This window comes from Caulobacter segnis (assembly GCF_031454995.1).
GTDB lineage: Bacteria > Pseudomonadota > Alphaproteobacteria > Caulobacterales > Caulobacteraceae > Caulobacter > Caulobacter segnis_E.
This window is the reverse complement of record NZ_JAVDRV010000001.1, coordinates 160,279-187,277: the sequence shown is the minus strand read 5'-3', so window position 1 is coordinate 187,277 and position 26,999 is coordinate 160,279. Positions and strand designations below refer to the sequence as shown.

At 67.4% G+C, this 26,999-nt stretch carries 23 protein-coding genes; 16 read left to right on the top strand and 7 right to left on the bottom strand.

What is annotated here, in order from left to right:
• The first annotated feature begins 1 nt into the window (after nucleotide 1).
• The 5 genes from hemN (at nucleotide 2) to J2728_RS00895 (ending at nucleotide 7,335) form a co-directional block, all read left to right on the top strand.
• Complete coding sequence (hemN, locus tag J2728_RS00915) at nucleotides 2-1,363, top strand: oxygen-independent coproporphyrinogen III oxidase (protein ID WP_309995235.1); 1,362 nt, start codon at nucleotides 2-4, stop codon at nucleotides 1,361-1,363.
• Between the two features lie 101 nt (nucleotides 1,364-1,464).
• Nucleotides 1,465-3,735 (top strand): nitric-oxide reductase large subunit, encoded by a 2,271-nt coding sequence (locus J2728_RS00910; protein ID WP_309995233.1) that lies wholly within the window; start codon nucleotides 1,465-1,467, stop codon nucleotides 3,733-3,735.
• 459 nt (nucleotides 3,736-4,194) lie between these two features.
• Nucleotides 4,195-4,329, top strand: coding sequence for a hypothetical protein (locus J2728_RS00905; RefSeq protein WP_309995230.1), 135 nt, complete (start codon nucleotides 4,195-4,197; stop codon nucleotides 4,327-4,329).
• A gap of 68 nt (nucleotides 4,330-4,397) precedes the next feature.
• Complete coding sequence (locus J2728_RS00900; protein ID WP_309995228.1) at nucleotides 4,398-6,557, top strand: TonB-dependent receptor; 2,160 nt, start codon at nucleotides 4,398-4,400, stop codon at nucleotides 6,555-6,557.
• A gap of 1 nt (nucleotide 6,558) precedes the next feature.
• Nucleotides 6,559-7,335 (top strand): energy transducer TonB family protein, encoded by a 777-nt coding sequence (locus tag J2728_RS00895; RefSeq protein WP_309995226.1) that lies wholly within the window; start codon nucleotides 6,559-6,561, stop codon nucleotides 7,333-7,335.
• 164 nt (nucleotides 7,336-7,499) lie between these two features.
• On the opposite strand, the gene J2728_RS00890 is transcribed toward J2728_RS00895, so the two are convergent.
• Complete coding sequence (locus J2728_RS00890; protein ID WP_309995223.1) at nucleotides 7,500-7,766, bottom strand: DNA -binding domain-containing protein; 267 nt, start codon at nucleotides 7,764-7,766, stop codon at nucleotides 7,500-7,502.
• 157 nt (nucleotides 7,767-7,923) lie between these two features.
• On the opposite strand from J2728_RS00890, the gene J2728_RS00885 reads away from it, so the two are divergent.
• The gene (locus J2728_RS00885; RefSeq protein ID WP_309995222.1) at nucleotides 7,924-8,817 is read left to right on the top strand and encodes a DNA -binding domain-containing protein; all 894 of its coding nucleotides are present in this window, start codon (nucleotides 7,924-7,926) and stop codon (nucleotides 8,815-8,817) included.
• A gap of 136 nt (nucleotides 8,818-8,953) precedes the next feature.
• Complete coding sequence (locus J2728_RS22185; protein WP_404979679.1) at nucleotides 8,954-9,286, top strand: transcriptional regulator domain-containing protein; 333 nt, start codon at nucleotides 8,954-8,956, stop codon at nucleotides 9,284-9,286.
• Here J2728_RS22185 and J2728_RS00880 read toward each other — a convergent pair.
• Nucleotides 9,228-9,722, bottom strand: coding sequence for an XRE family transcriptional regulator (locus J2728_RS00880; RefSeq protein ID WP_309995220.1), 495 nt, complete (start codon nucleotides 9,720-9,722; stop codon nucleotides 9,228-9,230). The genes J2728_RS22185 and J2728_RS00880 overlap by 59 nt on opposite strands.
• A gap of 322 nt (nucleotides 9,723-10,044) precedes the next feature.
• On the opposite strand from J2728_RS00880, the gene J2728_RS00875 reads away from it, so the two are divergent.
• From J2728_RS00875 to J2728_RS00860, 4 genes are all read left to right on the top strand, one after another.
• Nucleotides 10,045-10,704 (top strand): GntR family transcriptional regulator, encoded by a 660-nt coding sequence (locus J2728_RS00875; protein ID WP_309995218.1) that lies wholly within the window; start codon nucleotides 10,045-10,047, stop codon nucleotides 10,702-10,704.
• A 64-nt stretch (nucleotides 10,705-10,768) separates the two neighbouring features.
• Nucleotides 10,769-10,891, top strand: coding sequence for a hypothetical protein (locus J2728_RS00870; RefSeq protein ID WP_309995216.1), 123 nt, complete (start codon nucleotides 10,769-10,771; stop codon nucleotides 10,889-10,891).
• A gap of 242 nt (nucleotides 10,892-11,133) precedes the next feature.
• Entirely contained in the window at nucleotides 11,134-11,775 is a 642-nt protein-coding gene (locus J2728_RS00865) for a lasso peptide biosynthesis B2 protein (RefSeq protein ID WP_309995214.1), read from the top strand.
• Between the two features lie 2 nt (nucleotides 11,776-11,777).
• A complete protein-coding gene (locus tag J2728_RS00860; RefSeq protein WP_309995213.1) occupies nucleotides 11,778-13,535 on the top strand; it encodes an asparagine synthase C-terminal domain-containing protein in 1,758 nt (585 codons plus the stop codon).
• On the opposite strand, the gene J2728_RS00855 is transcribed toward J2728_RS00860, so the two are convergent.
• The 4 genes from J2728_RS00855 to J2728_RS00840 form a co-directional block, all read right to left on the bottom strand.
• The gene (locus tag J2728_RS00855; RefSeq protein WP_309995211.1) at nucleotides 13,532-15,937 is read right to left on the bottom strand and encodes a S9 family peptidase; all 2,406 of its coding nucleotides are present in this window, start codon (nucleotides 15,935-15,937) and stop codon (nucleotides 13,532-13,534) included. The genes J2728_RS00860 and J2728_RS00855 overlap by 4 nt on opposite strands.
• A gap of 43 nt (nucleotides 15,938-15,980) precedes the next feature.
• Nucleotides 15,981-19,013 (bottom strand): TonB-dependent receptor, encoded by a 3,033-nt coding sequence (locus J2728_RS00850; protein ID WP_309995209.1) that lies wholly within the window; start codon nucleotides 19,011-19,013, stop codon nucleotides 15,981-15,983.
• Nucleotides 19,014-19,152: 139 nt separating this feature from the next.
• Nucleotides 19,153-20,163 carry a FecR family protein gene (locus tag J2728_RS00845; RefSeq protein WP_309995207.1) on the bottom strand — a complete coding sequence of 337 codons (1,011 nt, stop codon included), beginning with the start codon at nucleotides 20,161-20,163 and terminating at the stop codon, nucleotides 19,153-19,155.
• Between the two features lie 10 nt (nucleotides 20,164-20,173).
• A complete protein-coding gene (locus tag J2728_RS00840; RefSeq protein WP_309995205.1) occupies nucleotides 20,174-20,836 on the bottom strand; it encodes an RNA polymerase sigma factor in 663 nt (220 codons plus the stop codon).
• Nucleotides 20,837-20,877: 41 nt separating this feature from the next.
• Here J2728_RS00840 and J2728_RS00835 point away from each other — a divergent pair, with 41 nt between their 5' ends.
• From J2728_RS00835 to J2728_RS00815, 5 genes are all read left to right on the top strand, one after another.
• Nucleotides 20,878-21,087, top strand: coding sequence for a helix-turn-helix domain-containing protein (locus J2728_RS00835; protein WP_309995203.1), 210 nt, complete (start codon nucleotides 20,878-20,880; stop codon nucleotides 21,085-21,087).
• 73 nt (nucleotides 21,088-21,160) lie between these two features.
• The gene (locus J2728_RS00830) at nucleotides 21,161-21,385 is read left to right on the top strand and encodes a helix-turn-helix domain-containing protein (protein WP_309995201.1); all 225 of its coding nucleotides are present in this window, start codon (nucleotides 21,161-21,163) and stop codon (nucleotides 21,383-21,385) included.
• Nucleotides 21,386-21,659: 274 nt separating this feature from the next.
• Entirely contained in the window at nucleotides 21,660-23,498 is a 1,839-nt protein-coding gene (locus J2728_RS00825; RefSeq protein ID WP_309995199.1) for an AAA family ATPase, read from the top strand.
• Entirely contained in the window at nucleotides 23,495-24,403 is a 909-nt protein-coding gene (locus J2728_RS00820) for an ATP-binding protein (protein ID WP_309995197.1), read from the top strand. The genes J2728_RS00825 and J2728_RS00820 overlap by 4 nt, the downstream gene beginning before the upstream one ends.
• Nucleotides 24,384-25,808 (top strand): phosphotransferase, encoded by a 1,425-nt coding sequence (locus tag J2728_RS00815; protein ID WP_309995195.1) that lies wholly within the window; start codon nucleotides 24,384-24,386, stop codon nucleotides 25,806-25,808. The genes J2728_RS00820 and J2728_RS00815 overlap by 20 nt, the downstream gene beginning before the upstream one ends.
• A gap of 606 nt (nucleotides 25,809-26,414) precedes the next feature.
• Here J2728_RS00815 and J2728_RS00810 read toward each other — a convergent pair.
• Nucleotides 26,415-26,837, bottom strand: coding sequence for a thermonuclease family protein (locus tag J2728_RS00810; RefSeq protein WP_309995194.1), 423 nt, complete (start codon nucleotides 26,835-26,837; stop codon nucleotides 26,415-26,417).
• Nucleotides 26,838-26,999 lie beyond the last annotated feature (162 nt).

Below are 26,999 nucleotides of genomic sequence, written 5' to 3'. Positions count from 1 at the left end.
CATGAGCCGCTCGTTGCTGACACCCGCCCAGCGCGTTCACGCTGAGCGTAACCTGCCGCGCTACACGAGCTATCCGACGGCGCTCGCCTTCGACGCGCGGCAGGCGTCGAAGGCCCACGACTGGATCGCGGGGACGAACCCCGAGGACAGGCTATCGGTTTATGTGCATGTGCCGTTCTGTCGGCGCCTGTGCTGGTATTGCGGTTGCCATACCTCGATCGCCCATACCTATGAACGAGTCGGGAACTTCTTCGAGACCTTGACGCGCGAGGTCGATCTGGTCGCCGAGCGTCTTGGCCGGCACGACGGCCTGGCGCACCTGCACTTTGGCGGCGGCAGTCCCAACGCGCTGAGCCCCGAGGACTTCGTCGCGCTGGTCACCCAATTGAAGACCGCCTTCCGATCGCGTCCAGACGCCGAAATCGCCGCCGAGTTGGATCCGGGCATGCTGTCCGAGGCCTTCGTCGACGCTGCCGGCGCCGTGGGCGTCAATCGCGTCAGCCTGGGCGTCCAGACCTTCGACCCGACCGTGCAGGCGTTGGTCAATCGCATTCAACCCTACGACCATGTGGCGCGCGCAACCGAGCGTCTCCGGGCGGTGGGCGTCAAGGGGCTGAACTTCGACCTGATGTACGGCCTGCCGGGCCAGACGCCCGAGAACGTCCACGAGTCGGCGCGCCTGGCGGTCCAACTGCGGCCCGACCGGGTGGCGGTGTTTGGCTACGCTCACGTGCCTTGGATGAAAAAGCACCAGACCATGATCCGCGAGGCCGATCTGGCTGATCTGGACGGTCGCTGGGCCCAGGCCGAAGCCGCAGACATCGCCTTGGTCGAGGCTGGCTATATTCGCATTGGGCTTGATCATTACGCCTTGCCCGACGATGCGCTGTCGCTTGCGGCGGCGGAAGGAAGGCTGCGACGCAATTTCCAGGGGTATACGGACGATCCGGCGCCCGTGCTCGTTCCGATCGGTCCGTCGTCGATCGGTCAATTCCGCGAGGGGTTTGTTGGCAACCACGTGCCGACCGACCAGTGGTCGGCCGCCATCGCCCGGGGCGAACTCCCGCTGAACCGGGCGCTTGTCGTCGACGCCGAGGATCGTCTGAGGGCGGCCGTTATCGAGCGGCTGATGTGCGACATGACGGTTGACGTAGCGGCCGTTTGTCGAGAGCACGCCTTCGCCGAGGATCATCTGGCCGACGGCCTCGCGGCGACCGATGCCTTGCGGTTGGCGGGCCTCTGCACCCGCGACGACGCGGTGGTCTCGATCCCGGAGCCGGCCCGCCGCCTGATGCGGGTGGTCGCCGCCGCCTTTGATGCGCGCTTGCCCCAGGCCGCGATGCGTCACGCCAAGGCCGTCTGATCGAAGAGATTGCGCCCCGACAACGTCCCCGCGCGAGCTTGGACGCATTCGTGGTCCCCGAACGCCGAGTGGGAGAGTCCCGAACGGCAGGGGTAAGCGAGATGAACACACGAAGACTATGGTTCGTCCTCGCCCTGGTGATGGCGGTGTCGTTCACCGTCCTGGGGTTGATGGGACGTGAAATTCACCGGCAAGCGCCGCCGATTCCGATCCGCGTGGTCGAAGCATCGGGGCGGGTGTTGATTACCAAGGCCGAGATTGAGACTGGGCAACTGGCCTGGCAGTCGATGGGCGGCCAACAGGTCGGCTCCATATGGGGGCACGGCGGCTACGTGGCGCCGGACTGGTCGGCCGATCAGGTCCACCGCGAGGCTACGGCCCTACTCGACATCTGGGCTCGGCGCGATTTCAAGGCGGCTTACGACGCCCTGTCGCCGGAGCGGCAAGCGGCTCTGCGGGAGCGCCTGAAGGGCGAGGTTCGGACCAATACCTACGATCCCAAGACTGGGACGATCGTGGTCAGCGCCGACCGCGCCCAGGCCATGCGCCAGGTGCGCGCGCACTATGAGGCTCTTCTGAGTTCGGACCCAGCGCTTGAGAAGCTGCGCGAGCAGTACGCCATCGCCAATGGCGCGGTGAAGGATCCGGCGCGGCGCGCGGCCATCGGCGCCTTCTATTGGTGGACCGGTTGGGCGGCCAGCACCGACCGTCCCGGCTCGAACATCACCTATACGGCCAATTGGCCGCATGAAGAGCTGATCGGCAACAAGCCGACCACCGCCACGATCGTCTGGTCGGTAGCCAGCATCATCCTGCTCATCGCCGCCGTCGGGGCGCTGGCCTTCTGGCACGCCCGCACGAAGTCCGAAGACCATCTGGTCGCGCCGGACAAAGACCCCCTGTCGGACATCAAGCCGACGGCATCGATGAAGGCGACCGGCAAATACTTCCTGACCGTGATTGGCCTCTTCCTGCTGCAGGTGGGCTTGGGCGCGGTCACCGCCCACTATTCGGTGGAAGGCCACGCCTTCTTCGGCGTGCCGATCTCCGACATCATCCCCTACGCGGTCACCCGTACCTGGCACACCCAACTGGCGATCTTCTGGATCGCCACCGCTTGGCTCGCCACGGGGCTCTATGTCGCGCCGATGATCTCGGGCCACGAGCCCAAGGGCCAGAAGCTGGGCGTCGATCTCCTGTGGGTCGCCCTGGTGGTCGTGGTGCTGGGCTCGATGGCCGGCGAGTGGCTGGGCGTGCAGCAGGTGTTCGACCTGAACGCCAACTGGTGGTTTGGCCACCAAGGCTGGGAATATGTCGACCTGGGTCGCTTCTGGCAGATCCTGCTGTTCGTGGGTCTGATGAAGTGGCTGGTCCTGGTCGGCCGCGCCCTCTGGCCCGCGCTGAAGTCGCCGTCGGAGAGCAAGCCCGTCCTCTGGATCCTGTTCCTGTCGACGATCGCCATCGGCCTGTTCTACGGCGCGGGCTTCATGTGGGGTAAGCATACCCACATCAGCATGGTCGAGTACTGGCGCTGGTGGGTCGTCCACCTTTGGGTCGAAGGCTTCTTCGAGGTGTTCGCCACGGCCGTCATCAGCCTGTTGATGGTGAAGCTGGGCTTGGTGCGCGCCAAGTCGGCCAATGGCGCGGTGCTGTTCGGGACCATCGTGTTCCTGTTCGGCGGCGTGCTGGGCACCGCGCACCACTGGTACTTCGCCGGCACCCCGGTTTCGGTGATCGCCATCGGTTCGGTGTTCTCGGCCCTCGAGGTCGTGCCGCTGGCCCTGATCGGCGCCGAGGCCTTCGAGACCTTCAGGCATACAAAGGCCGCGCCCTGGGTCGCGACCTATCGCTGGCCGATCTTCTTCTTCGTCGCGGTTTCGTTCTGGAACCTGCTGGGCGCGGGGGTCTTCGGCTTCATGATCAACCCGCCGGTCAGCCTGTACTTCATCCAGGGGTTGAACACGACGGCCACCCACGGTCACGCGGCGCTCTTCGGCGTTTATGGCATGCTGGGCATTGGCTTGTTGCTGTTCTGTTTCCGCGGCCTGTCGCGTCGGGCTGTTTGGGATGATCGGCTGCTGGCTCTGACGTTCTGGCTGCTCAACGGCGGGCTGGCGATGATGATCTTCTTGTCGCTGCTGCCGGTGGGCGTAATCCAGGCGATCGCCAGCATCGACCATGGCCTGTGGTTCGCCCGCTCGCCGGCCGTGGTCCACTCGCCCCTGGTCCAGTTTCTGGTCTGGATGCGCGTGCCGGGAGACGTCGTCTTCGCGGGTGGCGCGCTGACCCTGGCGATCTTCGCCGGCAAGCTGGTGTTGGGCGCGCGGCGGCGCGTGTCGGGCGAGGCGGCCGTCCTGACGCCCGCGGAATAGCGTTGCCTCCTCGCCCCTCTGGGGCGCCTCCGGGCGCCCCAGAGGGGCGTATGTTCCAATGGCAAGGCGCAGTGGAGCTGCCATTCGATAGGCTACGGGCTTGGACCCCGTGGGGCGCGGTCGGCGCTCACGTGAGTATTTTGCGATAGATTCGAAGCGGCTTTCGGGCCGGAAAAAGCAGAAATTAGAGTCCCTTGAAGGTCGCCGGCGCGGATCATCGATCTGCGGGGCCAGCCCAGCTCACCGCCCAAGTCCGGCGGCGGTGGGGCGGCCGGAGGGGGGCGTGGTTTCCTTCACGCGACGTACTGGCTCGCGATGTCGATGGACCTGCCTAAGGTCTGGCCATTGATCTCGGCGCCTTAAGTAGGCGTCCTCGATCGCGACATTGAGCGCGAACAATGTCCAACGATGTCTAGGTCCTAGGGTCGCGGTCGGGCGACTTGACCCGGGAGATACGTGATGATCTGCGCGCTCGAAACTTCGCTTTCGGTGGCCGAACAGATGGCGCTTCGCGCCCTGAGCCGTCTGCTGAAGGCCCGCGCTCGCACCATGCGCCCCGCGCGCCGCGCCGCAATCCGCGACGTCCAAGGCTGAGCCCCCTTTCCTCCTAAAGACAAGTGTCTCGCACGCCGGTTGCGCCGTGCTTGATGGGATAGCGTATCATGACCCGTACTGCCTTCTTGACGACCTCGTGTCTGGCGCTTGTCGCGGCCCTCGCGACGAGCCCCGCCGCCGCCCAGACGACCATGCGATTGCGTGATGTCGAGGTCGAGACGAACCAAGCCGAGCCCAATGGCGGTACGGCGGGGCTGTCGACCCATGTTGTCGATCACCTCGCCGCCAGCCGTCGAGCCGTCTCATCAAGCGACTTAACGGAGATCCTGCGGGCCACGCCTGGCGTGGCGGCGCAAGGGGCCGGCGGCTTCTCCAGTCTGCCCTCGATCCGAGGGATCGGCGAAGACAAGGTCATCGTCACCATCGACGGCGCGCCGGTCGATATGGCGTGTCCCAACTTCATGAACTCGCCGCTATCCTATGTCGATCCGCTCACCCTAGGTTCGGTTCTGGTCGTTAAGGGCGTCTCGCCGGTCAGCTTTGGCGGCGACAATATCGGCGGCGTCATCGCCGCGCGCTCGGCCGATCCCAAGTTCGCCGAGGCCGGCCAGAGGCTGTTCGCCGGCGAGACTTCGGTCTTCTATCGGAGCAACGACGACGCCGTGGGGGGCGCGGTCCAGGCGACCATCGCCAGCGACCGGTGGAGCGTCGGCTACGCCGGATCGGGCGCGAAGGCCCGGAACTATCGGGGCGGCGCCGGGGATGGCCATGTGCGGTCGACCGAATACGCCAAGACCAGCCACGCCCTGACGGTTGGCCGCCGCACGAGCGTTGGTCTGTTCACGGTCAAGGGAAGCTTGGACTATTCGCCCTATGAGGGCTTCCCCAACCAGTGGATGGACATGACCCTGAACCGGTCGTGGGCGCTGACTGGCCGCTACCAGGGCGCGTTCGCCTGGGGGGCGCTGGAGGTCACCGCCTATCATCGGGACGTCCGCCACAAGATGAACTTCCTGGACGACAAGGGCGGCGACGCCGACGGCGGCATGCCTATGGACACCTGGGTAAAGTCCACCGGCGTCACAGCCAAGGCCGACATCGTTCTGGACGCCCGCCAGACCCTGCGCGTCGGCGGCGAGTTCCACCATCAGGCGCTGGACGACAGCTGGCCCGCGGTGGCCGGCAGCATGATGATGGGACCCAACACCTATCTGAACGTCAATGACGGTCGCCGCGACCGTTTCGGCGTTTTCGCCGAGTTGGACACCCGTTGGTCCGACAAGCTGTCGAGCGTGATCGGCGTGCGCCACGACGCGGTGTCGATGAACACCGGCGACGTCCAGCCCTATTCCACCGGCATGATGAGCATGAAGGACGCCATGGCGGCCCAGGCCTTCAACGCCGCTGACCACGAGCACGATGATGGCAATTGGGGCGCGACCGCCTTGCTCCGCTATGCGCCGATCGATGGCGTGACGTTGGAGGCTGGCTACGCGCGCAAGACCCAATCGCCGAACCTCTACCAGCTGTATGCTTGGGGGCGCGGCGCGATGTCCAGCCAGATGATCGGCTGGTACGGTGACGGCAACGGCTATGTTGGCAATCTGGCGCTGAAGTCGCAAAAGGCCGACACCTTCAGCGGCGCGGTGCGGTTCGCGGGCGGCGGCGAGGACGGTTGGCGATTGACGGTCGAGCCGTTCTACACGCGGGTCGCCGACTTCATCGACGCGCGCAAGATCGCCGACCTGACCAACATGATGGGCAAGCCCAGCGGCTTCGTCCAACTGCAGTTCGTCAATGTGGACGCTGAGTTCCGGGGCGTCGATGTATCCGCCCAAGCGCCGTTGTGGTCGAGCGAAACGTTCGGCAAGGCGCGGTTGGACGCGACGTTCAGCGCCCTGCATGGCGAGAACCGCGCCACTGGCGCGCCGCTCTATCGTCAGATGCCGCTGAATGGCCGTATAGCGGTGCGGCATGCTAAAGGCCCTTGGACCAGCGCCGTCGAACTGGAGTTGGTCGCCGAGAAAGATCGCGTCGATCCCACTCGCAACGAGCGAAAGACGGCCGCCTATCAGCTCCTGAACGTCCGCACGGCCTATCAGTGGAAGACGGTGACCCTAAGCCTAGCGGTCGAGAATCTGGCCAACCAAAGCTATGATCTGCCGCTGGGCGGCGTCTCGCTGGGCGACTACGGCGCGACCGGCGCGTTGCGCCAGACGCCGGGGCGGGGACGTTCGGTCGACGTCGGGCTGACCGCCAGATTCTAACATGACGCCGATCAGCCTTCTTGCCGCCGGGCGTCCCATCGGCTTGCGACAGTGGCGCCTCCAGGCGCTACTGTCCAAGGGGGGCGCGTTCGTCTCTTCCTGCGGTATTGTCGCGGCCCAACTCGCGCTGGTGACCTTTGAAGCGCCGACCCCGCCAAGGGCGCCGCCGCCAGACATGGTGGTCAGCTTGGTCCCGGCCGATTGGGCCCGCCTCGAACCCCAACCCGCGCCGGTCGTTAAAATCAAGGTCCAGCCCTACCGGCGGCCGGTCTCGCAGTCGGCCGCCAGTAGGGTCTCGGCCCGAACCGAACGGGGCGGAGAGTCGAGTGTGGCCGAGCGTGCGCCGACGGTCGTCGAGCCGTCGCGGATACTCCCCGCCGAACTGACCGCCGCCCCGCCATCTCCGCCTCAAATGGCCGCCGGCGCGAAGTCGCCTGGCGAGGATGATGCTCTGAGGCGCTATCAAGATCTGATTTGGCGGATGATCATGGCGAGACGCCCGCCGATGAGCCACCTGCGCGGGGGTGTTGGGATCGCCTTCCATCTGATGCCGGGTGGCGCGCCCTGCGACATCCGTATCACGCGCGGTAGCGGCGATCCTATGTTGGACCGGTTAGCCATGGCCACGGTTCAGCGGGCGGGACCGTTTCCCAAGCCCCCCACAGGCGTGTCGCCGACCACGGCGTTCGAAATCTGGTTCCAGTTTGGACAGCGTGACGATGTGGCCAAAGCCTGCGATTCCTGCGTCGGTCACACGGCCAGGCAGGAGGCGCGATAGCCAGGACCAGGTTCTTTGTCCGCGGCGACTTGGCTTTCGCGGCAAGCCTCCGCCGCGCTTGTGGTGGGAAGGATGCCGCCAGGTTCGGGGCGACGGGTCAGCCAACCTTGGTTGTGCTGCGGCGGTCGCGGCGGACAGAGGAGGCGGGCCTTGGCGCCACGCGGCTAGAGGTTCTGAAGCCCCGCCAAATCCTTATATCCCGTGTGCGTCATCCATTCTGCCCTGCGCATATGGCTTTCCCAGCAGGCGCGGGAAGCGGGATGATCGGGATCGCGGTCCAGCACCAGGCGCGCGGCCTCACGCCAGTCGGCGCCCTCTCGCGACGCGTCGAGCAGACGCAGGTACGTCACCAGGTGCGCGCGGTCGTAGTCGGTGACCGTGTCGCCACACGGCGCTTCGTCGGTCACTTGCTGATCGAGCTTCGGCGTCAAAGGGTCCTCGGCGGTCAGGGCGCGCGGCTCCCGGTTCTGGGCGCCCGCGTGAGCTTAGACCGGCAAGCGGGCCGATGACGAGCTTGCAGCCTCCGGCGGAGTCGACAGGTCGCGCCAGATACGGAACAGTTCACAGCGGGGGGCGGCGAGCGCCGCCATGCTGGATGAACACCCCTTTGCGCCCGACTGGAGACGGGCGGACACCTACCGGCCCTTGCTACGCGCCGAGGCGGCGGTCTGGGCGTGGGAGTTCGCGCGGCGCGGTCTGGCCCGTGACGCGCGCATGGTGGACGTGGTCGATCCCCCTGGCCTTTGCTACGTTGGTCCTGGTCCCGCTGGCGATCCGGCGCCCGCGGTCCTCTGGCGGCCCGATCCTTCGGCCGCCGCGGTCTCGGTGAGCGCCGCGCCCGCCGACACCGGGCACGCTCTGGACATCGCCGCTTGCGACCTTCCCATTCTCGTGGCGCGTATCGAGGATGGCGACCAGCAGGTGCTGGTCTGTGACGGGCCGCGTCGGCTGCGGCTGGCGGTCATCGAAGGCGACATCCTTGGCGGACCCGTGACCTGCCGGCTCGCCCTGCCGCTCCCCGGTGGCGCGAGCGCCGCGCTGGAAGGCCTTCGGGGTTTGGTCGCGCTTAGGGATACGGGGCGACTCCCGGCCGCCGCGCCGCGCGAGCCTGCCCGGGCTGGCCGCTGGCTGGAAAGCTTGCGAGCCCATGACGCGCGCCGCGCCGGGGCTAGCCACCGTGAGATCGCGACCTTGCTGTTCGGCGAAGAGCGCGTGCGCGAGGACTGGGCCGGCCGGTCGGACTACATGCGCATGCGCGTCCAGCGCCTGCTGCGAACGGCCGATCGTCTCGCGGCCGGGGGTTATCGAGGCCTTCTGGGGATAGGCGTTCGACCTCAAACGTCTCGCGTGAAGGTCGTTGAGATCTGGCGCTCGGCCGCCTGGCGATGCCGCGTGACGGCCCCATCGGTGATGACTGGCATATTTCTGGGGGCAATGTGGCTGTGTGCGGGATACCTGCGCGAGCCGTGCGGCCTTGTGTAAAGCGGGTGCGGCAAACCCGTATTCTTCCGCCGTTAGCCGGCGCGCGGCGAGCCGGCGAAAAGATTTTGCGGATCGGGCTGGCGCTTGCCCGACCCCGGCGCTACCGGCCCGCGTCGATCAGGCGCTTCAATGAGGCATGGCAAAGTCCCGCGTCGCCGTCAGCTCCAGTTTTCCTGTCATTGGTGGGAAGACCCAGGCGCTCACCGGCGCGATCGGGGCGCTCGCGCCGGCCGCCTTGGCTTGGGAATTCCTGCGGCGCAACCCCGTCTACGTCGCGGACTATCAAGCGCTTCGCGCCGGGCGGCTGGCGGCGCTTCCCGAGCATTGGGGCCTGGCCCGTCCCACGGATCCGGAAGTGGCCAAGGTCGATCATCGTACGCTCTGGCGCACGCCGGCGCGGGGCGCGACGACTACTCCTCCGGCGGCACGATCCGCGACAGGTTTTCCGCGAGCCAACGCTCGGCGCTGAGATCTCGCCGGTCGATGTGTTCCTCCAGACTATCGAACGGCCGCTTGAACGCCTCGATCAGCACGGGCGAGGTGATCGTGGTCAGCCGGTCGCCGACCCGGTCGTTGAACTGCCGGTAGGAGCCCAGAAGGATCGTGGAGGCCTTGTTGTCCATGGTTCGCAAGGCGTATTCGATCCGGCCCGTCATCAGGGCGTCCATGATGCCAGCCGGGTCGGTCTCGGTGGCGGCCGCGAAGCGCCAGATCCTGGCGATGATCAGCGGGCCCTCGCCGCCCTCGAAGCTGTAGTAGGTGCGAAGCTTCATACCCATGCGCGCGGCCACGACGCGCGCCTTCAGGCGCCGCAGATCGCGGATCGTCTTCAGAACTGTCGACAGGAGCTGTCGCTGCTGCTCCAGATCGTTGGAGGGGCTCTCGACCAAAGCGGGACTCGACACTTGCTTGCGCCATCAAAGCGCGCCGCGAACGCTCGGTCAAAGTACAACCCTGCGTTTGGGGCGCGCCCGTCCTTTTTTCCGGTTCCAGCCCCTGTGGTCGAGCGCTGATTGTCCGGGGTCTGCGCGATCCGCGCGGCCGGTTCCGCTTTCGGGGCGCCGATCATGCGGAGTTCCCGCCGCGCTGGGCGTATGACGTGCACGGATCATCCCGGCATGTGGACGCCAGGGCTGATCTGCCAACGTCGATCACGTCCCCGGGGCGATCTTGGTGTCGACCCGGGCGGCGGGCGGGCAGACTGGCGATCCGAGCAGGACGCAGACCTTGCCCCCACCGCGTGACTCCTTTGGCCTGGCTCTCAAGGCCCTTCGGCGCCGCTTGCGCCAGGGCGTCGACGCGCCGGGCGCGCCCCTGCCGATCCATCTCATCGCCGCCGAATTGCGGCTATCGACGACGCCGGTCCGCGAAGCGCTGTCGCGCCTGGCGGGCGAGGAGCTCGTCGACAAGAGTGGTCATGCCTATACGCGGCCCAAGCTCGACCCGCCGTCCCTGGCCGAACTCTATAATATGCGCCTGCTTTACATCGCCGCCGCGCTTTCGCCCGAGGCGCGGAGACGATCGCGGCGCGGTCCTTGGCCGGCGCGGGCGCCGTTCAGCTTCTCGGCGCAACTGGCCGATCCGGCGACGGCGCCGTCGCAGGTGGTCGATGCGCTGTTCCTGGAGCTGGTGCTGCGCGCCAACGATCTGGCGCTTGCGTTGGCGTTCCAGCGCACCGCCGCGCGCTTGGCGCCGTTCGCGCCCATCGAGACGCGGCTGGAAAACAACCCCGCCGCCGAGGCGCTCGGCTTGGTCGCGGCCTTCGAGACCGGCGAGGCCAAGGCCCTGCGCGCGGCGACGCGCCAGTATCACCGCCGGCGGATGGAGGCGGCGGCCACGATCGTGCGCCTGGCCGATGACCGCAAATATCAGCCGGATATCTTTTGAATATCGAACCGTGAGGGCGCTGGCTTGGAGGGCCGCGATCGGCGGCGTTCGCAACCAGGAGGCCATGATGACCCCCCGTCAAACCATCCGGCTGATCCGCTTTGGCTCGGCCAAGTCCCTCACCCAGGCCCAACTACCGTTCGGCCAGATCGAGGCCGAGGACCCCAGCGACCGCTACGGCGTCTAAGGCCCGGCCCGCCGCCGGCGCCCCGCCGCGCCGGCGGCGTTCGCTTCAACCCTCGAGCAAGGAGCCGGCTGATGACCGTCGCTCGCCGAATTTCTTTGATCACGCTTGGCCCCGCCAAGCGCCTGACGATGGCCCAGCTGCCCACCGGCATGCTGGAGACACAAGACCCCACCGATTGCTGGGGCGTCTGAAGAGCGGACTGGGCGGTCTATCGCCCGGTCCTCGATCCCCGGGAGAAAACCATGCGGATCTGGCTGGCGCCGGACGTGAGCGCCGCGCGCGTGGAAACCGACATCGTCTTCCTCGACATCGGCGCTGACGCCTATCTGTGCCTGCCCGGCGCGGCTGAGGATCTTCGCCTTGGCCCCGGCGGCGCGGTGGCGCTGACGAGCGCGGCGCTCGCCGAGGAGCTGGGGCGGGCGGGCCTGGTGGCGCGTTGTCCTCAGGGGCTCCCAAAGCCAAGCCTTCCACCGGTCCGGCGCGGCCTGGAGGGGCCCGCCGCGACCCTGACGCCGGCGTCCATCGGTCTGGCCGTGAGGGTCAATCACATCGCCGCCCGTGCGATCGCCGATCTTCCGTTCCGTGAGGTGTTGGCGCTGGCTGGCCAGCTCGATCCGGCCGCCCTGCAAGCGCCCAAGCCCTCGGTCCTGGCCGCGTCGGCTGCTTTCGCCCGCATGGCGCCCTGGCTGCCGCGCGCGGGCCTTTGTCTGATGCGCAGTCTCCAGCAGCGTCTCTTCCTGGCGCGGCGCGGCCATGCCGCCGCCTGGGTGTTTGGCGTGCGGACCTGGCCGTTCGAGGCCCATTGCTGGCTCCAGGTCGGCGAGGTCGTGCTCGACGACACGCCAAGCCATGTCGCCGGCTTTTCTCCCATTCTGGTGGTCTGACCATGCGCGACTATCTGGTGATCGAGACGGCGGCCGGCGCGGACACCGGTTCCTGGCGCGCCTGCGAGGCGCGGGTCCTGGCCAGCGGCGGCTGGAGTAAGGTCGCCGAGCGGCGCGGGTTTTCCGTGTTCCTTGAAGCGGCCCGGCCGCCGGCCTATCGCCATCTGCCCAACGTGGCCGGATCCCTGATCGGCGATGTCTTCGATGCGGACGCCGCTCGGCGCGGCGTGGGCGCGCGGCTTGAACCGCAGGGCTTCGGCGGCGATCCCGCCACGATCGCACAGCGTCTGGCGGACCGCGCCTTTGGGCGCTACGTCGCCATCCTCGACGACGGCGAGGGGCCCGCGCGGGTCCTGCGCGATCCGCTCGGCGTCATGGAGGCCATCGGCTGGCGGCGCGGACCGCTGCGCTTCATCGCCTCGCGCCTGCCGGATCTTCCCGAGCTCTGGCCCGTCGCTTTGGCGATCGACTTCGACCGCCTCGCCGCCATTCTGCGCCAGAAGAACCTGGCCAGCTTGATCTCGCCCCTGGCTGGGGTCGTCAGCTATCGGCCGGGCGTGCTGTCGGGCCCAGACGGCGAGGGCGCGTGTCTGTGGTCGCCCGCGCGGTTCGCGCGCCGCCCAGCCGCCGCCGACCCCGCCGGGCTCCGGGCCGTGCTGGACGGCGCGGTCTCGGCCTGGGCCCTGGGGCGCCAAGGCGTGTTCTGCGAGATCTCCGGCGGCCTGGATTCGGCCATCGTCGCCACCAGCCTGGCGCGGACCAGCGCCGCGCCGCTCTACGGCCTCAACCACGCCTTCGCGCGCGCCGAAAGCGATGAGCGCCTCTACGCCCAGGCCGTGGCCGACGCGATCGGCGTGCGGCTCGAGGTTGTCGAGCGCGCGCCGCTCCGGCTCGATCCCGCCAAGCTGGCCGGCGCGGCCGGCGGCGCCAAGCTCAACTATGTTGGCGGCGATCCCGACCATGACGCCGACCTGGCCCAGCGTTTGCGCGCGCCGAACGTGGAGGCGATGTTCACCGGCCGCGGCGGCGACGGGGTGTTCTACCAGTCCCGCCATCCGGTCCTCGTTCCCGACGTCCTGGCCGGCCGCGCTGGCGTTGGCCGCCTGCGGGGCCTGGATCTTTTGGCGCGGCGTAACGCCACCACCGTCTGGAGCCTGGTGCGCCAGGGGCTGTCGGCCCAGGATATGACGGCGGGCCTTGGCTTGGGGGCGTTCCTGACGGACGGGGCGGCGGCCGGCGCGGCGCGCCTGCATCCTTGGCTGGAGGAGGCGCGCGCCCTGGCGCCGGCCAAGCAGCTCCAGATCCTGGCCCTGGTCAACGGTCTCAGCGCCTTTGGCGAAAGCCAGCGCCACCAGGCCGGCGACGTCATCGACCCGCTGATGAGCCAGCCGGTGGTGGAATTTTGCCTGTCGGTGGCCGCCGGGCGCCTGGCCGTGGGCGACAACGACCGCCCCTTCGCCCGCGCCGCCTTCGCCGAGCGCTTGCCGCCTTTGGTTCTGGGGCGCCAGGGCAAGGGCGACCTGACGACATGGTTCGCCCGCGCGCTTGGCGAAAGCCTCGAGCCCTTGCGGGCTTGGCTGCTGGGCGGGCGCCTCGTCGAGGCGGGCCTGATCGATCGCGACCGTCTTAACCAGGCGCTCGACGTTGGCCAGCTCGTCTGGACCTCGATCACCTCGGAGGTCTTCGTCCTGATGGCGGCCGAGGCCTGGGTGCGACGCTGGGAGGCGCGATTGGCGCGGGCCCGGCCGGCCGCCGCCTAGGGCGAGGAAGCCAGATCGCCCGGGCCGAGGGTTCGATCCAGGAGGCCAAGGACGCGCCGGTAGTAGTCGCGGACATTGGCCGGGGAATAGAAGACGTGCGCCTCGCCGCGATAGGTGACGAAGATCGCGTCCTTGTTCTGGCGATAGAGCGCGCTGAACAAGGCTTGGGACTGGTCGAGGCCCTTGTCGTTGTCGCCATGGAAGATCAGCACCGGCGCGGTGATCTTGTCGGCGTAGATCAGCGGGCTGTTGCGCAGATAGCGCTGCGGATCTTTCCAGGGCGGAACGCCCATCCGCGCCTGGCCAGTCTCTTGCCAGCCGGAGGAGGCGAAGATCGTCAGACCCGATTCCGGAACGGCGTGGACCATCGGACCCAGCCGGCCATAACTGTTGATGAGGTCGACGGTCGGGGCGGTGGCGATCACCGCCTTGAAGCGCGCGCTCTGGCTCGCCGCGCCCAGCACGCCATAGGCGCCATAGCTGTGACCCCAGATCGCGATCTTGGCCGGATCGATCAGGCCTAGGGCGGCCGCCGCGTCGACCGGCGCCAGCATCTGGTCGGCCAGCCCTTCGATCGGCTCCTTGCCAGCCATATACGGCATGGCCGGGACGATCGCGGCGAAGCCGTGGGCGGCCAGGACCCGGGCGTTGACCGACATCTGCGGGACGCCCGGCTGCTGCACGCGCGGCGCGGCGGCGGGCGCGTCGCCGGGATAGGGCAACACGACCACGGGCGGGGGCGGATCGCCCGGGCGCGCGCCGGGGGGCGGGTAGAGCCAGCTGGTCAGGTCCTTGCCGTCCAGGCCCTTATGGCGGATGGCGACCGGCTCGGCGAAATCGACCTCGTCCAAACTGGCGTTGACGCGCGCCAGGGTCTGGGGCGCGGCGTCTTTCGCGGCCAACACCACCGACTCCACGCCATGCGGATCCTTGATGATCTCCACCGCGCCTTGGGCGGCGACGTCGACGATGCGGCCGCCGTTGACGGCCCTTGGCAGGCGCGGGCCCGGCCAGGGCAGGGCGGGCCTCGCCGCCGGATCGGCCAGGGCCAGGTCCTTTAAGGCCGGCACGGTGTTCATGGCCCCGCGAAAGCCATCGATGGGGGGCGCGACCGACTGCACGGCGGCCGGCGCGATCCCCCAAGGGCGGGCTGTCTTGGCCGTGACGCGCCAGACCTGGCCGCCGGCGGCCACCGCCCAGGCGTCGGGGGCCGCGCCAATCGCCCGGAAGTCCTCGGCGAGCGCGGCCGTGAGGTTCGTGCGTCGCGCTCCGTCGATGCGCCAATAGTCGGCCCGGCCGCCGCCGGCCGGCCGGGCCCGAACCACCGGCGCGCCATCGAGCCAGCCGGCCAACGGCACGCCCGCCACATCCCAGGTCGCGCCGAACGCCGCCGTCAGGCCGTTGATGGCGACCGGCGCGGCCGCGCCGCTCGCCGACAGCCGCCAGAAGCGGCCATCCGTCCAGGCGACCTCGCCTTGCCGGGCGAAGACCAAGAGCTCGCGGCCATTGGGCGACCAGGACAGGAAACGCCCGGCCGGATCGCAATTGGGACAGGGCGTGAAGGCCCGGCCGCTGTCGAGATCGGCCAGGACCAGCGACTTGCGCATGGGTTCGGTAGCGGCGTTGGTCGGTTCGGGCGTGGTCGGCTGGATGTCCTGGCCCTCGACGACCGCGGCGAGCGTGCGACCGCCCGGGGCCAGGGCCATATCGCGGATGTTTCCCGCCACCAGCAGCCGCTGGGTGTTGGTCTTGAGGTTGATCGATAGCAGGCCCACGGTCGGCGCCTTGGGCCGCAGGGCGCGGTAGCGGCCGCTGCCAATCACCGTCGCCCCCAGGTCGCCGCGCGCGCTCGCCGCCCACTGCTGGCCGATCCGCGCGCGGCCCTGGTAGCCAAAGCCAAAGGTCACGTCCGGAAAGTCCGCCGGCCGGGCGGCGACTAGCAGTTCCTCTTCGCCCCGCCAGAGGACGGCCGGTCCCCAGATCGCCTGCCGGGGGCTCACCCCCAACCAGCGCGCCTCGCCGCTGGCCAGATCAACGACGCCAAGCTCGTAGGCGTGGCCGCGGAGCCGCGCGAGCGCCAGGCGGCGGCCCTTGGGCGAGGCGCCCAGCGCGGTGTAGCCCGCCCCCTCCGGCAGATCGAGCTTGGCCTCCGCGCCGCCGGCCAGCAGGTCGAAGGCCTGGATGCGCGCTAATCTAAGCTTGGTGTTGAAATCGAGGTCGTAGGCGCTGGCGCTGTCCCAGCGCGCGTAGCGCTGGAGGATCAGCCAGCGCCGGGTCGGATCCAGCCGCGCCGACCCCAGCTGCTCTAGGCTGAGCAGGCGATCGACGGTGAACGGGGCGGCCGAAACGGCCGTGGGCGGGGCCAGCGCGCAGCCGACCGCAAACGCCGCGAAGCGTCGCATGAGGATGTCTCCGAAAATGACGGGGGCTTGGCGCCGGTGTGGGCTACCAGGTCTTGGTCAGTTGCAGGCTAACCAGGCGGCCGAGCGGGTCGGCGTTGGCGGGGTCGTAGCCGATCGCCAACGGGTTGTCGTAGAACGGCGGAGCCTTGTCGAAAAGGTTCTGCACATTGAGCGTCAGGGTCAGGCCCTGGGCGCCCAGCACCTTGCCCTGCCAGCGGCCCTGCAGGTCGAAGGTGGTCCAGGGCGCGATGCGCGCGCCGGTCTCGGCGCTGAGATCGCCGACATGGATGAGCGATGTGGTCAGCGAGGCCGGGCCGTGGGTCCAGGTCGCTGACACGCGGGCCCGCAGGTCAGCGGGATAGCCGGCTTGGCCGGCTAGCTGGGTCTTGGCCGAGGCGGGCGTCAGCTTGCGGGCGTAGCGGGTCAGCCACGAGAGGCTGGCGTTCAGCGCCAGGGGATCGCCCTTGACGGTGGTCTTCCAGGCGGCGCTCGCGTCCAGTCCCGCCACATCGAGGCTGCCGGTGTTGACATAGCGCAGGTCGATGATCGCCCCGTAGGTGTCGACCGCGTAGGCCGTAAGGCCCACGGCGTGGGGATCGGCCATCGCCGCCAGCACCTTGGCCCGGTCGCTCGGGTTGGTCGCGGGGCTGAGCAGGGTGCGGAACGGCGCGAACTCCGTCGAGGTCAGGGCCTGGGACAGCACCACCGGCGAGCCGACCCGGTCCTTGAAGCGGGTGCGGTAGACAAAGAGGCTCAAGGTCAGATCCGGGACGCTGTCGGGGGAGACGGTGACGCCGGCCGTCCATGATCGCGCGGTCTCGGGACGCAGGCTTGGATTGCCGCCCTGGTAGACGAGGCTCGGGACCTGGCCGCCCTGGGCGGAGACCGCGATCGGCGTGATCGTGTAGGGGATGTTGAGTTCCGACAGCGCCGGCGCCCGGAACGAGGTCCCATAGCTGGCCTTGACCGTTAGGCCCTGGCGCGGGACCCAGATCAGCCCGACCTTGGGGTTGGTGGTGGCGCCGACATCGTCATAGTCTTCAATCCGTCCGGCCAGCGACAGCTCCAGCCGCTCGATCGCCGGCAGGGCGTTGCCTGGGCCGACCAGCGGCGCGTTGAGTTCGGCATAGGCGCTGCGTACGTCGCGGCTGTAGCGCGCCGGGGCCTTGGCGGTCGGCGCATAGCCCGACAGGAACCGCGCCCCGCCCGTGCGCAGTTCCTCGCGCCGTAGCTGGCCGCCGATCGCCAGGCGCGCAAGACCGCCGGGCAGGCGCAGCAGCGGGCCATCGAAGCCAAGGTCCACGGCCTTGCTCTGACCGCGGACCTTGGAAAGGTCCCAGCCCGACAGGATGAAGCCCAGCACGGCGGCCTTGTTGGACCCTTGGCCGATATAGGGATTGAAATAGCCGTCGCGCGCGGCGCTGAAGCCGGTTAGCGGGCTGTCGGCGGCAAGACCCGCCGCCTCGGAGAGGTTGGTGCTGTTGATCTGGCCGGCGCTGCGGCTGATCCCCAGCTCCTGGGCGTAGGCGCCGTGCAGGTCGGCGTTCCACCCCGCCCCGAGCCGCGCCTTGGCGCCGAGGCTCAAGCCCAGGCTTTCGGCCTCGCCCCAGTTGCGCACGCCGGGGGCTTCGTTCTGGAACGCGTAGGCGATGCGCTCGGCGCTCTGGCCTGTCGGCGAGACGAAGTAGGGGTTGGCCGCGGTCAGGACGAGCGTGGTGGTTGGAGCGGCGTTGCGGGCGTCGATCTCGCGATGGGCGAAGCGCAAGTCGCCGCTCAGCGTCACCGCGCCCAGCGCCTGCTCGGCGGCGATCACCGCGCTGTGGCGGGTCGAGCGCGGAATGACGTCGTAGGCGGCCTTCTGGTTTGTGCGGTTGACCGTCCCGGCCGTGAAGTCGCCAGCCTTCAGGCTCGTGCCGTCCTGGCCGGCGGGAATGGCGTAGGTCGCCACATAGGCGCCCGCCGCGTTGAGCCGCAGGATGTTGCCGGGCGCGCCGGCCACCGCGCTGCGCCGGTCGCTCCCACCCCAGGGGCGCAGGTCGGCGTCGCCGGTGTAGGGGCGGTCGGCGCCGCGCAGGGCGTCGTTGCGGGTGTACTCATAGGCCGCCAACAGGTGACCGCCGGGCCATGCGCGGCCCAGGGCCTGGCTGGCCAGGTAGCGGCTATAGCCGCCTTGCGTCGCGGTCCCGGCCGACACCCGCGTTTCGCCGCCGTCGAGATTGTTCCGCAGACGGATGTCGACAACCCCGCCCACCGCGTCTGCCCCATAGAGCGCCGAGGCGCCGTCGAGCAGGACATTGACCTTGCCCACGGCCACGAACGGGATCGAGGAGATGTCGGAGAAGTCGCCATAGACGCCAGCCCCGGCCATACGGCGGCCATTGACCAGCACCAGGGTGGCGTCGGCGCCAAGGCCCCGCAGATCAACGCCCGTGCCGCGCGTGATGTTGGTCCCGTTGGGATCAGCGCCGGTCGAGACGCTGTCCTCGCTGACCGTGCCGCCAAACGCCTGCGGCAGGGCGGTCAGAGCCTCGGCCACGCTGGCGTAGCCGCCCCGGTCGATGTCCTCGCGGCTGAGCTCCACCACCGGCGAGGCGGTGTCCTTGACGCCCCGGATGTGGCTGCCGACCACGATCTCGGCCACCACCGTCGGTTCCTGCGCCGTGGGAATAGCGTCTTGGGCTTTGACCTCGCCTGGATCAGCGGCGGCGCTCCCGGCGGCGTCCGGGGACGTCGCCGTCCGAAAAACCGCGTCGCGCGGGCGCAGCACCAGCACCCGCTCGCCGGCCAAGCGCATCTCCAGGTCCGTGCCGGCGATCAGCTGGGTGACCGCCTGCTGCGGCGTCATGCGTCCATCCACCGCCCGCGCCTGCCGGCCATCGACCATCTGGCTGGTGAAGACGATCGACACGCCGGTCTGCTTGGCCAGGGTCAGCAACGCGGCGTCGAGCGGGCCCGGCGGCAAATGGATCTCGGCGGTGGTCGCGGGTTTGGGCGCGGCCAGGGCGGCGGGCGCGGCCCCGGCGGCCAGCGCCAGTGTGCTCAAACCCAGCAAGCGACGGCGTGGACTGACACGCATTTCCTGATCCCCCATCACGCCTCGGGGCCGCCGTCTTGGCGGTCGCTGCCGGGCATGGCGCGGGTGAGACACCTGGGAAGGCCTTCGACCCTACCAGCCTTGCGAAATTTTTGTGACGATCTGTGGGCGGCGCGCCCGATCAGCCCGCGGTCAGCTCGACGCCGCCGTCGGGGCGCGGCGTGCTCTTGAGGTCGAGCATTGTCGTGACGCCGTTGACGAAGGACTGGGTGTCGCCGGTGTCGAAGACCCCGGTGACCCGCTCATCGGCCGGCGCGCCAGGGCCCAGCACCACCGGGCGGCGGCTGTAGCGGTTGACCTCGGCCACCGCGTCGGCCAGGGGCACGTCGCGGAACGTCACTCGGCCCCGCGTCCAGCCCGTGGCGGCCGCAACATCGACTGGGGCGGGCTTGGCGGGGCGGTTTGGGCGCACTTCCAGGCGCTGACCCGGCGTCAGGGTGACCGGCGCGGCTTGCGGGGCGGGGCCGCTGACCTCGACCTTGCCCTCGGCCAGGATCACCCGCACGGCCTGATCCGTCCGCCAGACCTCGAACCGCGTGCCCAGGGCCCGCACCGCCGTCTTTCCGGCCGTGACAATGAACGGGCGGCCCTGGTCATGGGCCACGGCGAACATCGCCTGGCCCTTCTCCAGCCAAAGGCGACGCTCGCCCCTTGTCAGGCGCACCCGCACCCGGCTGTCGGTGTTGAGCTCGATGGTCGAGCCGTCCTCCAGGCTGATCGCCCGACGTTCGCCCACCGCCGTGTCATATGTCCGGCCTAGCGGTTGAAGGATCAGGAACGCGCCGGCCAGAACGCCGGCCGTGACCAGGCCGCCAAGGACCTGGCCGCGCCGGCGCGTCAGCGCGCCGCGCCAGCCCCTGGTCTCGCGCGGCCGCCGCGCGGCCGCCCGCGCGATCGCCTGCAGCCTTGGATCATCGGCCAGGGCCCGCGCCGTCGTCGTCAGGCTCTCGATGCGGGTATAGGCCACGTCGTTCAGCGTCTCGGCCCGCCAGGCGAAGAAGGCATCAACGTCCTGGTAGCTGGGATTGCCGCTATTGAGGCGGCCATACCACCGCGCCGCCTCGCGCGCGGCGCGCGCGGCCTTGGCCTCCGCCGTCCCGCCGTCGCCGGCCTGGGCTTGCTGCTCGCTCATGGCGCGGCCGTCAGCCCCGCATCATCTCGGCGCAGCGCGCGATCGCCTGGGTCATCCGCTTTTCCACCGCCTTGACCGAAATCCCGCGCAGTTGCGCGATCTCCCGGTAGGTCAGGCCTCTGACATGGTTCAGGGCAAAAACATCGCGCAACTTTGGCGGTAAGGCGAGCATCATCTGCTCGAAAGCCACCGCCTGCTCCTGTTCGCCCGGCGCGGCGGGGTCGAGCAGCGGCGCGCGCGGATCGGTGGCGCTTTCGCGGCCGGTCTTGCGTGAGCGGTTGGCCGCCACGCTGCGGGCGATGCGCATCAAGAGCGCCTTGGCGCTGCGCACGGGCCCCGGTGGGGCGTAGCCATGCACCTTCAGCCAAGTGTCCTGGGCGATGTCGTCGGCCTCCTCGGGCCCATAGCGCCAGGCCAGCGCCCTGGTCAGCCAGTCACGGTGAACGAGATAGGCCTCGGCCAGGGGCGGGGCGGGGGGCGGCGGGACGCTTGGGTCTGCTTCGCGCGCGGAGGCCCGCGCGGCGTCTCCGCGATGAGCGGTGGGGGCGGGGCGTTTGGTGTCGAGCGGGGGCATGAGCCGCATTCCAGGCCAGGTGATGCGGGGGAATCCGGGGTGAACCGTGCCCGCGAGAGGCGTCGCAAGCGCACGACGATATTCCTTCACTTTACTCATAGTCTATTCACAGTCCAGCGCTGACCGGGCGCTTTCCTGCCATGGATTTTCTGGCGGTGGTGGGAGCGAACGTTCGCGCCCTGCGAGAGGCGAGAGGCCTTCCGCAGGACGAATTGGCTCACCTAGCAGATATCCACGTGACCTATTTGTCTGGCGTTGAAAACGGGAAGAGAAATATCAGCATAAGAGTGCTTGAGCGGCTGGCGGCAGCGCTACGCGTCCCCGAGACGGATCTTGTAATTCGTCGCTAGGTCGTTCGCTGAATTGTTTGCCTCGGCTTTTTCTCAACTTTACTCATAGTCTATTCCGTGTCGCCGGGGGATCGTGCGCCTTCGGAGTATGGATCTCCGAGTGGTCGTAGGAGCGAATATTCGCCTCCTGCGGGAGGCGAAAGGCCTCCCGCAGGACGAGCTCGCTTACCGCGCCGATATCCACGCCACCTACCTCTCGGGCATTGAAAACGGAAAGCGGAACATCAGCCTGCGTGTTCTGGAGCGACTGGCTGTCGCGCTTTCCGTCGCCGAAACGGATTTGGTAAGGCGACCCTAGAGTTTGTGATTAGGGCTTAGCTGGGCGTCTCGCGCGCTGTCGCGCGCGATCGCGCTCTACGGTGCCGGCTGCGCCGGACACCGCCGAGCCCGCGCGGCGGTCTCGGCCCATGCGGGTGACGATCGCTGACGCTTTGTCTTGGACCGTTCGTGACTCTTCTCCGACCTTAGGAGGGGCCGCTTTAGGGCGTGCCGCGTTCATTCAAATCGCGGGTGGCACCCGAAAACAATGTCTGAACTTTTGCTTGTAGGCAAAGCCGAGATAAGCTGGCGCCGTGCATATCAACCGAATCCAAATCGAAGAAGGCTTCCTGAGCGGCCTCGACCTTCGCTTGCCGCCAGGGCTCGTGGCCGTGATCGGGGCGCGTGGCACCGGCAAAACCTCCCTGATCGAGGCGATCCGCTTTTGTCTAGGCGCGCGTAATCACACCAGCGAGGCCGGAGCGGAATCGATCGAGCACGCCAAACACACGCTGGACGGCGGCGAGATCACCGTGACGCTCGATGACATCATCGAGGACGTCGTCGTGTCGCGCGCCGCGGATGACCCCGAGCCTCGCGCCACCCAGACCTTTCAGCCACCGATCATCTTCTCGCAAAAAGAGATCGAGACGATCGGTCTCAGCGAGGCCGGGCGCCTGAGCCTGCTGGACGGGTTCGTCAAGGACCGTTCCAAACTGCGGGCCCAGGAAGCCGAACTGGCCAATTCGATCAAGTCGCTCTACCGCGAGATCGCCAATCTGGAAGGCGAGATCGCCCGAACCTCCACAGGCCTGGAGGAGTTGCCCAGCCTGCGAGCCCAGATAGTCACCCTGGAGGCGCGTGCGGCCGAGGTCAGCACGACATCGGCGGCAACGGCGGAGAAATCCCAGCGCCTGGAGACCCTTTCGACTGACCTCACCCGGATCGCGGTCCGCTCCGACGCGCTCGAGCGCTTCAAGCAGCAGCTCAACGATTGGTCCGCCGCCTTGGACGATTATCTGGACGAGGACTTCGGGCCTGAGCCCTGGGAAGGGGAAGGCACCACCGATCCCATCGGAGCCTTTCGAACGGGATATGACGCCGCACTAGCCGATGTCAGGTCGGCCAGTGCCAAGTTCAAAGCGTTGTCACAGCGCGTGGAGGCCGAGTGCGCCGTAGTAGCGTCAGGGCGCCAAGCCCTTGAGACGGAGGCGCGCGCACTGCGCGGCGAAGTGGACAAGCTCGTCGAGGGCGCCGGTGCGATCACCCGGCAACTTTCGACGACGCGGGCCAAGATCGCCCAACTCGAAGCGGTTGAGAAGGTAATCGCCGACAGGCGCGCGCGCCTAGCGACGCAACGTAGGCGCCGCGACGACCTCTTGAACGATCTGGAGGCGGTGCGTGATCGACGCTTCCGCGCCCGTGTCGCTGTCGCCGAAAAACTGAACAACGCCTTGGGGCCGCGCATCGGCGTGACCGTCGAGAAGTTCGGCCAGTATGGTGAATATACTCGCGCGTTGACGGAGGCCTTTCGCGGCAGCGGCTTGAAGTACAACGACCTGGCGACCGCAATCACCGAGGCGGTCAGCCCGCGCGAACTGGTGCGGTTTGTGGAAGATCAGGCTTTCGCCGAGCTTGCCCAAGCCACCGGCCTACCACGCGATCGCGCCGCCCGTGCGCTTGGCGTCCTGCAAGAAATTGGTCTTGGTGACATCGTCACCTGCGCCATTGAAGATAACTGCCGGCTGCGCCTGCTTGACGGTGCCGAATACAAGGACATCGCTACACTATCGGCGGGTCAGCGTTGCACTGTCATCTTGCCCATCGTACTGCAGCACGACGAGCGGGTCCTGATCATCGATCAGCCTGAAGACCACATCGACAACGCTTTCATCACCGACAGCCTCATCAAAGCGATGCGCGCGCGGTCGCCGCACTCGCAGCTGATCGTTTCGACGCACAACGCCAACATTCCGGTCCTAGGCGACGCAAAATTGGTCGTGCAACTGACATCGGATGGCCGGAATGGTTCGGTTGAAGTCTGCAAGCCGCTTGACGACGAAGCGGCAGTGGAGGCGATTACTTCGTTGATGGAAGGGGGCATCGATGCCTTCCGCGAGCGCGCCAAGTTCTACGACAACCACCTCCTATGACGCGTGACGAGGCCATCGCAGCACTCAGTTCGGACGCCACCGAGGTCCGCCTGCGGGCGGCGCGCTTCTTTTCATTCGAAGCTAATGCGGAGGATGGCACAAGGCTCAAGGCGGCTCTAAGGAAAGAAACCGTTCCCTGGATCAAACGAGCCCTGCAATCGGCCGTGACACGTGCCGATCAGCCACCGGGCCCTGTTGCGCCCACTGACCGGCCTGCCGCAGAGACACTTGAAGGCCTCGACGCCCAGCAGATCTACGCCAAAGCCGCCGAGGAAGTCGCCGACAGCCTTATTCACGAACTGGCGCCGGTCGTGGGCTTGCTACGAGTGGTCTTGCCCAAAGAGCTGAACGAAGCCTTCAAGGCCTCGCAGTCGAGGGTCTATCTCGACCAACTCCACAGCCTGATGACGGCCATCCGGGCGCTCAAGCGCGCCAACGCCGTCCCGAGCTACAAGGACTTTCAGATCGCCGAACTGATTGGCGCAGTTATCGCGGCAGCACCCAATCCCGACGGTGTTCTGATCCAGACTGCTGGTCCTTCGCGATTGATCGTGTCGGCCGATAAGGACCAGTTGACTCTAGCCATCGGCAATGGGCTACGGAACGCGCTTGAAGCGGTCAAGCCTTACGCCGACAGCACTCCAGCCCGGATCGTGATCACCTGGGGCGCGACGCAAAGCGACAACTTCGTGGTCATCAAGGACAATGGCCCAGGTTTCCGAGGCGACCCCGCCGCTGCTCTCAAGCTCGGCGCAACGAGCAAGAGCGGTCACGTCGGCTATGGTCTCGCGCTCGCCCACCAGGCCATGCTTTCCATGCAGGGCGACATTGTTCTGAAGAACGACGAGGACGGCGCTCATTTCGAAATCCGCTGGTTCAGAGACAATGAAGATCCTGTTCGTTGAGGATCATCTCAGCTTCGGCCCCTCCATGGCCGGCATGCTCGCCGACATCACCGGTGTCGAGCGCGTAGACCTATTCCGGAGCAAAGCGCTTGCTTTGGAGGCGTTGACCAGGGAATTTTACGATCTTCTCATCCTGGATCTAACGATCCCGGCAAATGAGGGCGATCTCGACATCGCTCCCGAGCATGGCCAAGCAGTTTTCTACGAGGCCATCAAGAGATGCCCTGGCATCCCCATCTTCATACTTACGGGATCGGAGATGGACGACTTTATCAAGGGCCTGGTCCGGCACGGTGAGCAGGTTGATCTTTGGGGCGCGCGGGCCAAGAAAAACACTCTCGACTACTTCGAAAAGGAGAACGCCGACCGGTTGTTCACCGAGGTCGAGGATGTCGCCCGAGAAGTCACCGCTGTGAACGCGGTCACCATCAACACGCGTGGCAAACACCTTGGCCTCTCGCCGGGAGCCGAGCGATGCATTCGTGTTGCGGCCCGGCGGATGGGCGCGAGCATCGCCGAGGTCGTCCCCCTTAGTGGCGGTCTCTCCCGCGCTAGCGTCGTTAGGGCGACACTTCGGAACGACGCCGATCAGGTGCTCCATGCGACCGTCGCCAAACTCGGCTCACTGGGCGAGATTCAGGCGGAAATCGCCGCGTTCGACAGGGATGCCAAGCGCCTACCGATCGGCTTCTTCCCGCCAATTACCGATACGGTGGATAAGGGGGCCTGCGGGGCAGCGGCGATCTTCTACACGCTGGCGGAAGGCTATGCCCGGTCGCTATTTGACCTTCTTGCTGAGGACGAGGCTGCGGCCGTACGGGCGCTCGCCATCGTGCGCGAGCGCATGGGGATCTGGATCAACGCCAGGACCATGCGCCGGGCGACTATCGCCGACGCCCGCAGACGCACACTGTGGGACGAGACCTTCGCACAAGTGGTATCCGACAACGGCCTGAACCTCGATGATATCGAGGCCAATGCCCTGCAGTACGTCGAAAGCTGTTTGCATGGCGATCTTCACGGTACAAACATTCTTTTGGACCCCGGTAACCAGCCGGTGCTGATTGATTTTGGCGACGTTGGCTACGGCCCTTCGTGCATCGATCCCGTGACGCTGGAGCTCAGCGCGGCCTTCCATCCCGACGCGGTAAAGCTTGGTCTCTCAGCTAAAATCGCGCCGGCCCTGTCTTCCTGGCCAGACCCAGACGACTATTACGCACGGCATCCCTTTCCGGCCTTCGCCCGAGCGTGCCGCGACTGGGCCTACGACGTGGCGGGCACCGACTTGGCAGTGCTCGCGGCCGGGTACGCTTACGCGGTCCGGCAACTTCGTTACGACACAGTGAACAAGGCGATCACGCTCGATCTATTGGCGGCGATCTGCCAGCGCATCCGAACACGGTGAACGTCAATATCTTTGGCAACGTGAACCATTGGTCCGCTTCAGCGGAGCTGAATCACCCACCTAAGCTACCGCTGTTCGCTAGCCGCGAAGGGCAAAAATCAAAACATTGGCGAGGGTGAGAGCGCAAAGCACCAGCGCAAGCCAGAACGCGAACCTCACCCCATGCCCCGTTCCCTCGACCTTCGGTGGCCAGATGGTCGCCGTCAGCCTATCGCTGTCCGATCGAAGCTTGTTGGGGGCCTTGGGTTTTCGGGGGTCAGTCACAACGGCTTCCTCAGCAAAAGCATCAAGGAACCCAAGGGTTATGTTCGGTGAATTCCGGGGACGGTCAAACGGAAAACTTGCGTCCGATCGCGGATATTTCTCTTGAATGGGTCGCGACACCATCAACGTGTCGCCGATATCCCTCGTACCCGCCCACGACCGCATTTCGTCCACCGCTAACAAATCGGTGTGCGGCAGCGAATGTGGCGCTGCAGGCGCATCTTCCGTTGGCGACCGCTATTCTCACAGGCGGCTTTGTCGCGGCGGCCGCCCGTTTCGGGTCCCTTGGCGTTGGTCTTGGCTTGAAGGAGGCCAAGGCCTCCAACTCTCCGTTCGAGTACATTACCTCGATTCATCGGGACCTGATTTGATCGCTCTCGACCAGGCTCCACGGCCGGCGCTTTGCGCCTCATCCTCCGCTGCGGCATAGGCGCCCTTGCTGTAGCGCCGATACTCCGTCGCCAGTCCCGACCGGATCAGGGCGGCGTTGATGTCGGGGCTAGCGTCGGACCAACACCTTCCCACGAACCTTCCGTATCGGTCGCGATCCACGAAGCGGCAGCCGACGCGTCCGCGTGTGAGACGGATCAGTTCGTCGCGCGCTTCATGGGCCAGCGGCTCGGCGGATGCGTTACCGCGACTAACCTCCGGCGCATCAACGCCGAAAAGGCGCACACGCTCGGAACCGCAGCACAGGGTGTCGCCGTCATGAACGGCGAGGGCGTTGCACGCGATGATGGCGGTGAGCGCTGCGGCGAACAACATGGCTAAATCCAACGATGTCGGCGGGGCGGCGCAAGCTGAGGGGCCTGTCCGAGAGGCGTTTCGATCGGCGAGAGCTAGTTCCTCAGAACGTCCTCGACCGCTCTCAGCAATTGCATAATTTGCATAGCCTTCTTAGGTGACGCGTCAGCAAGGCGTCGGGCG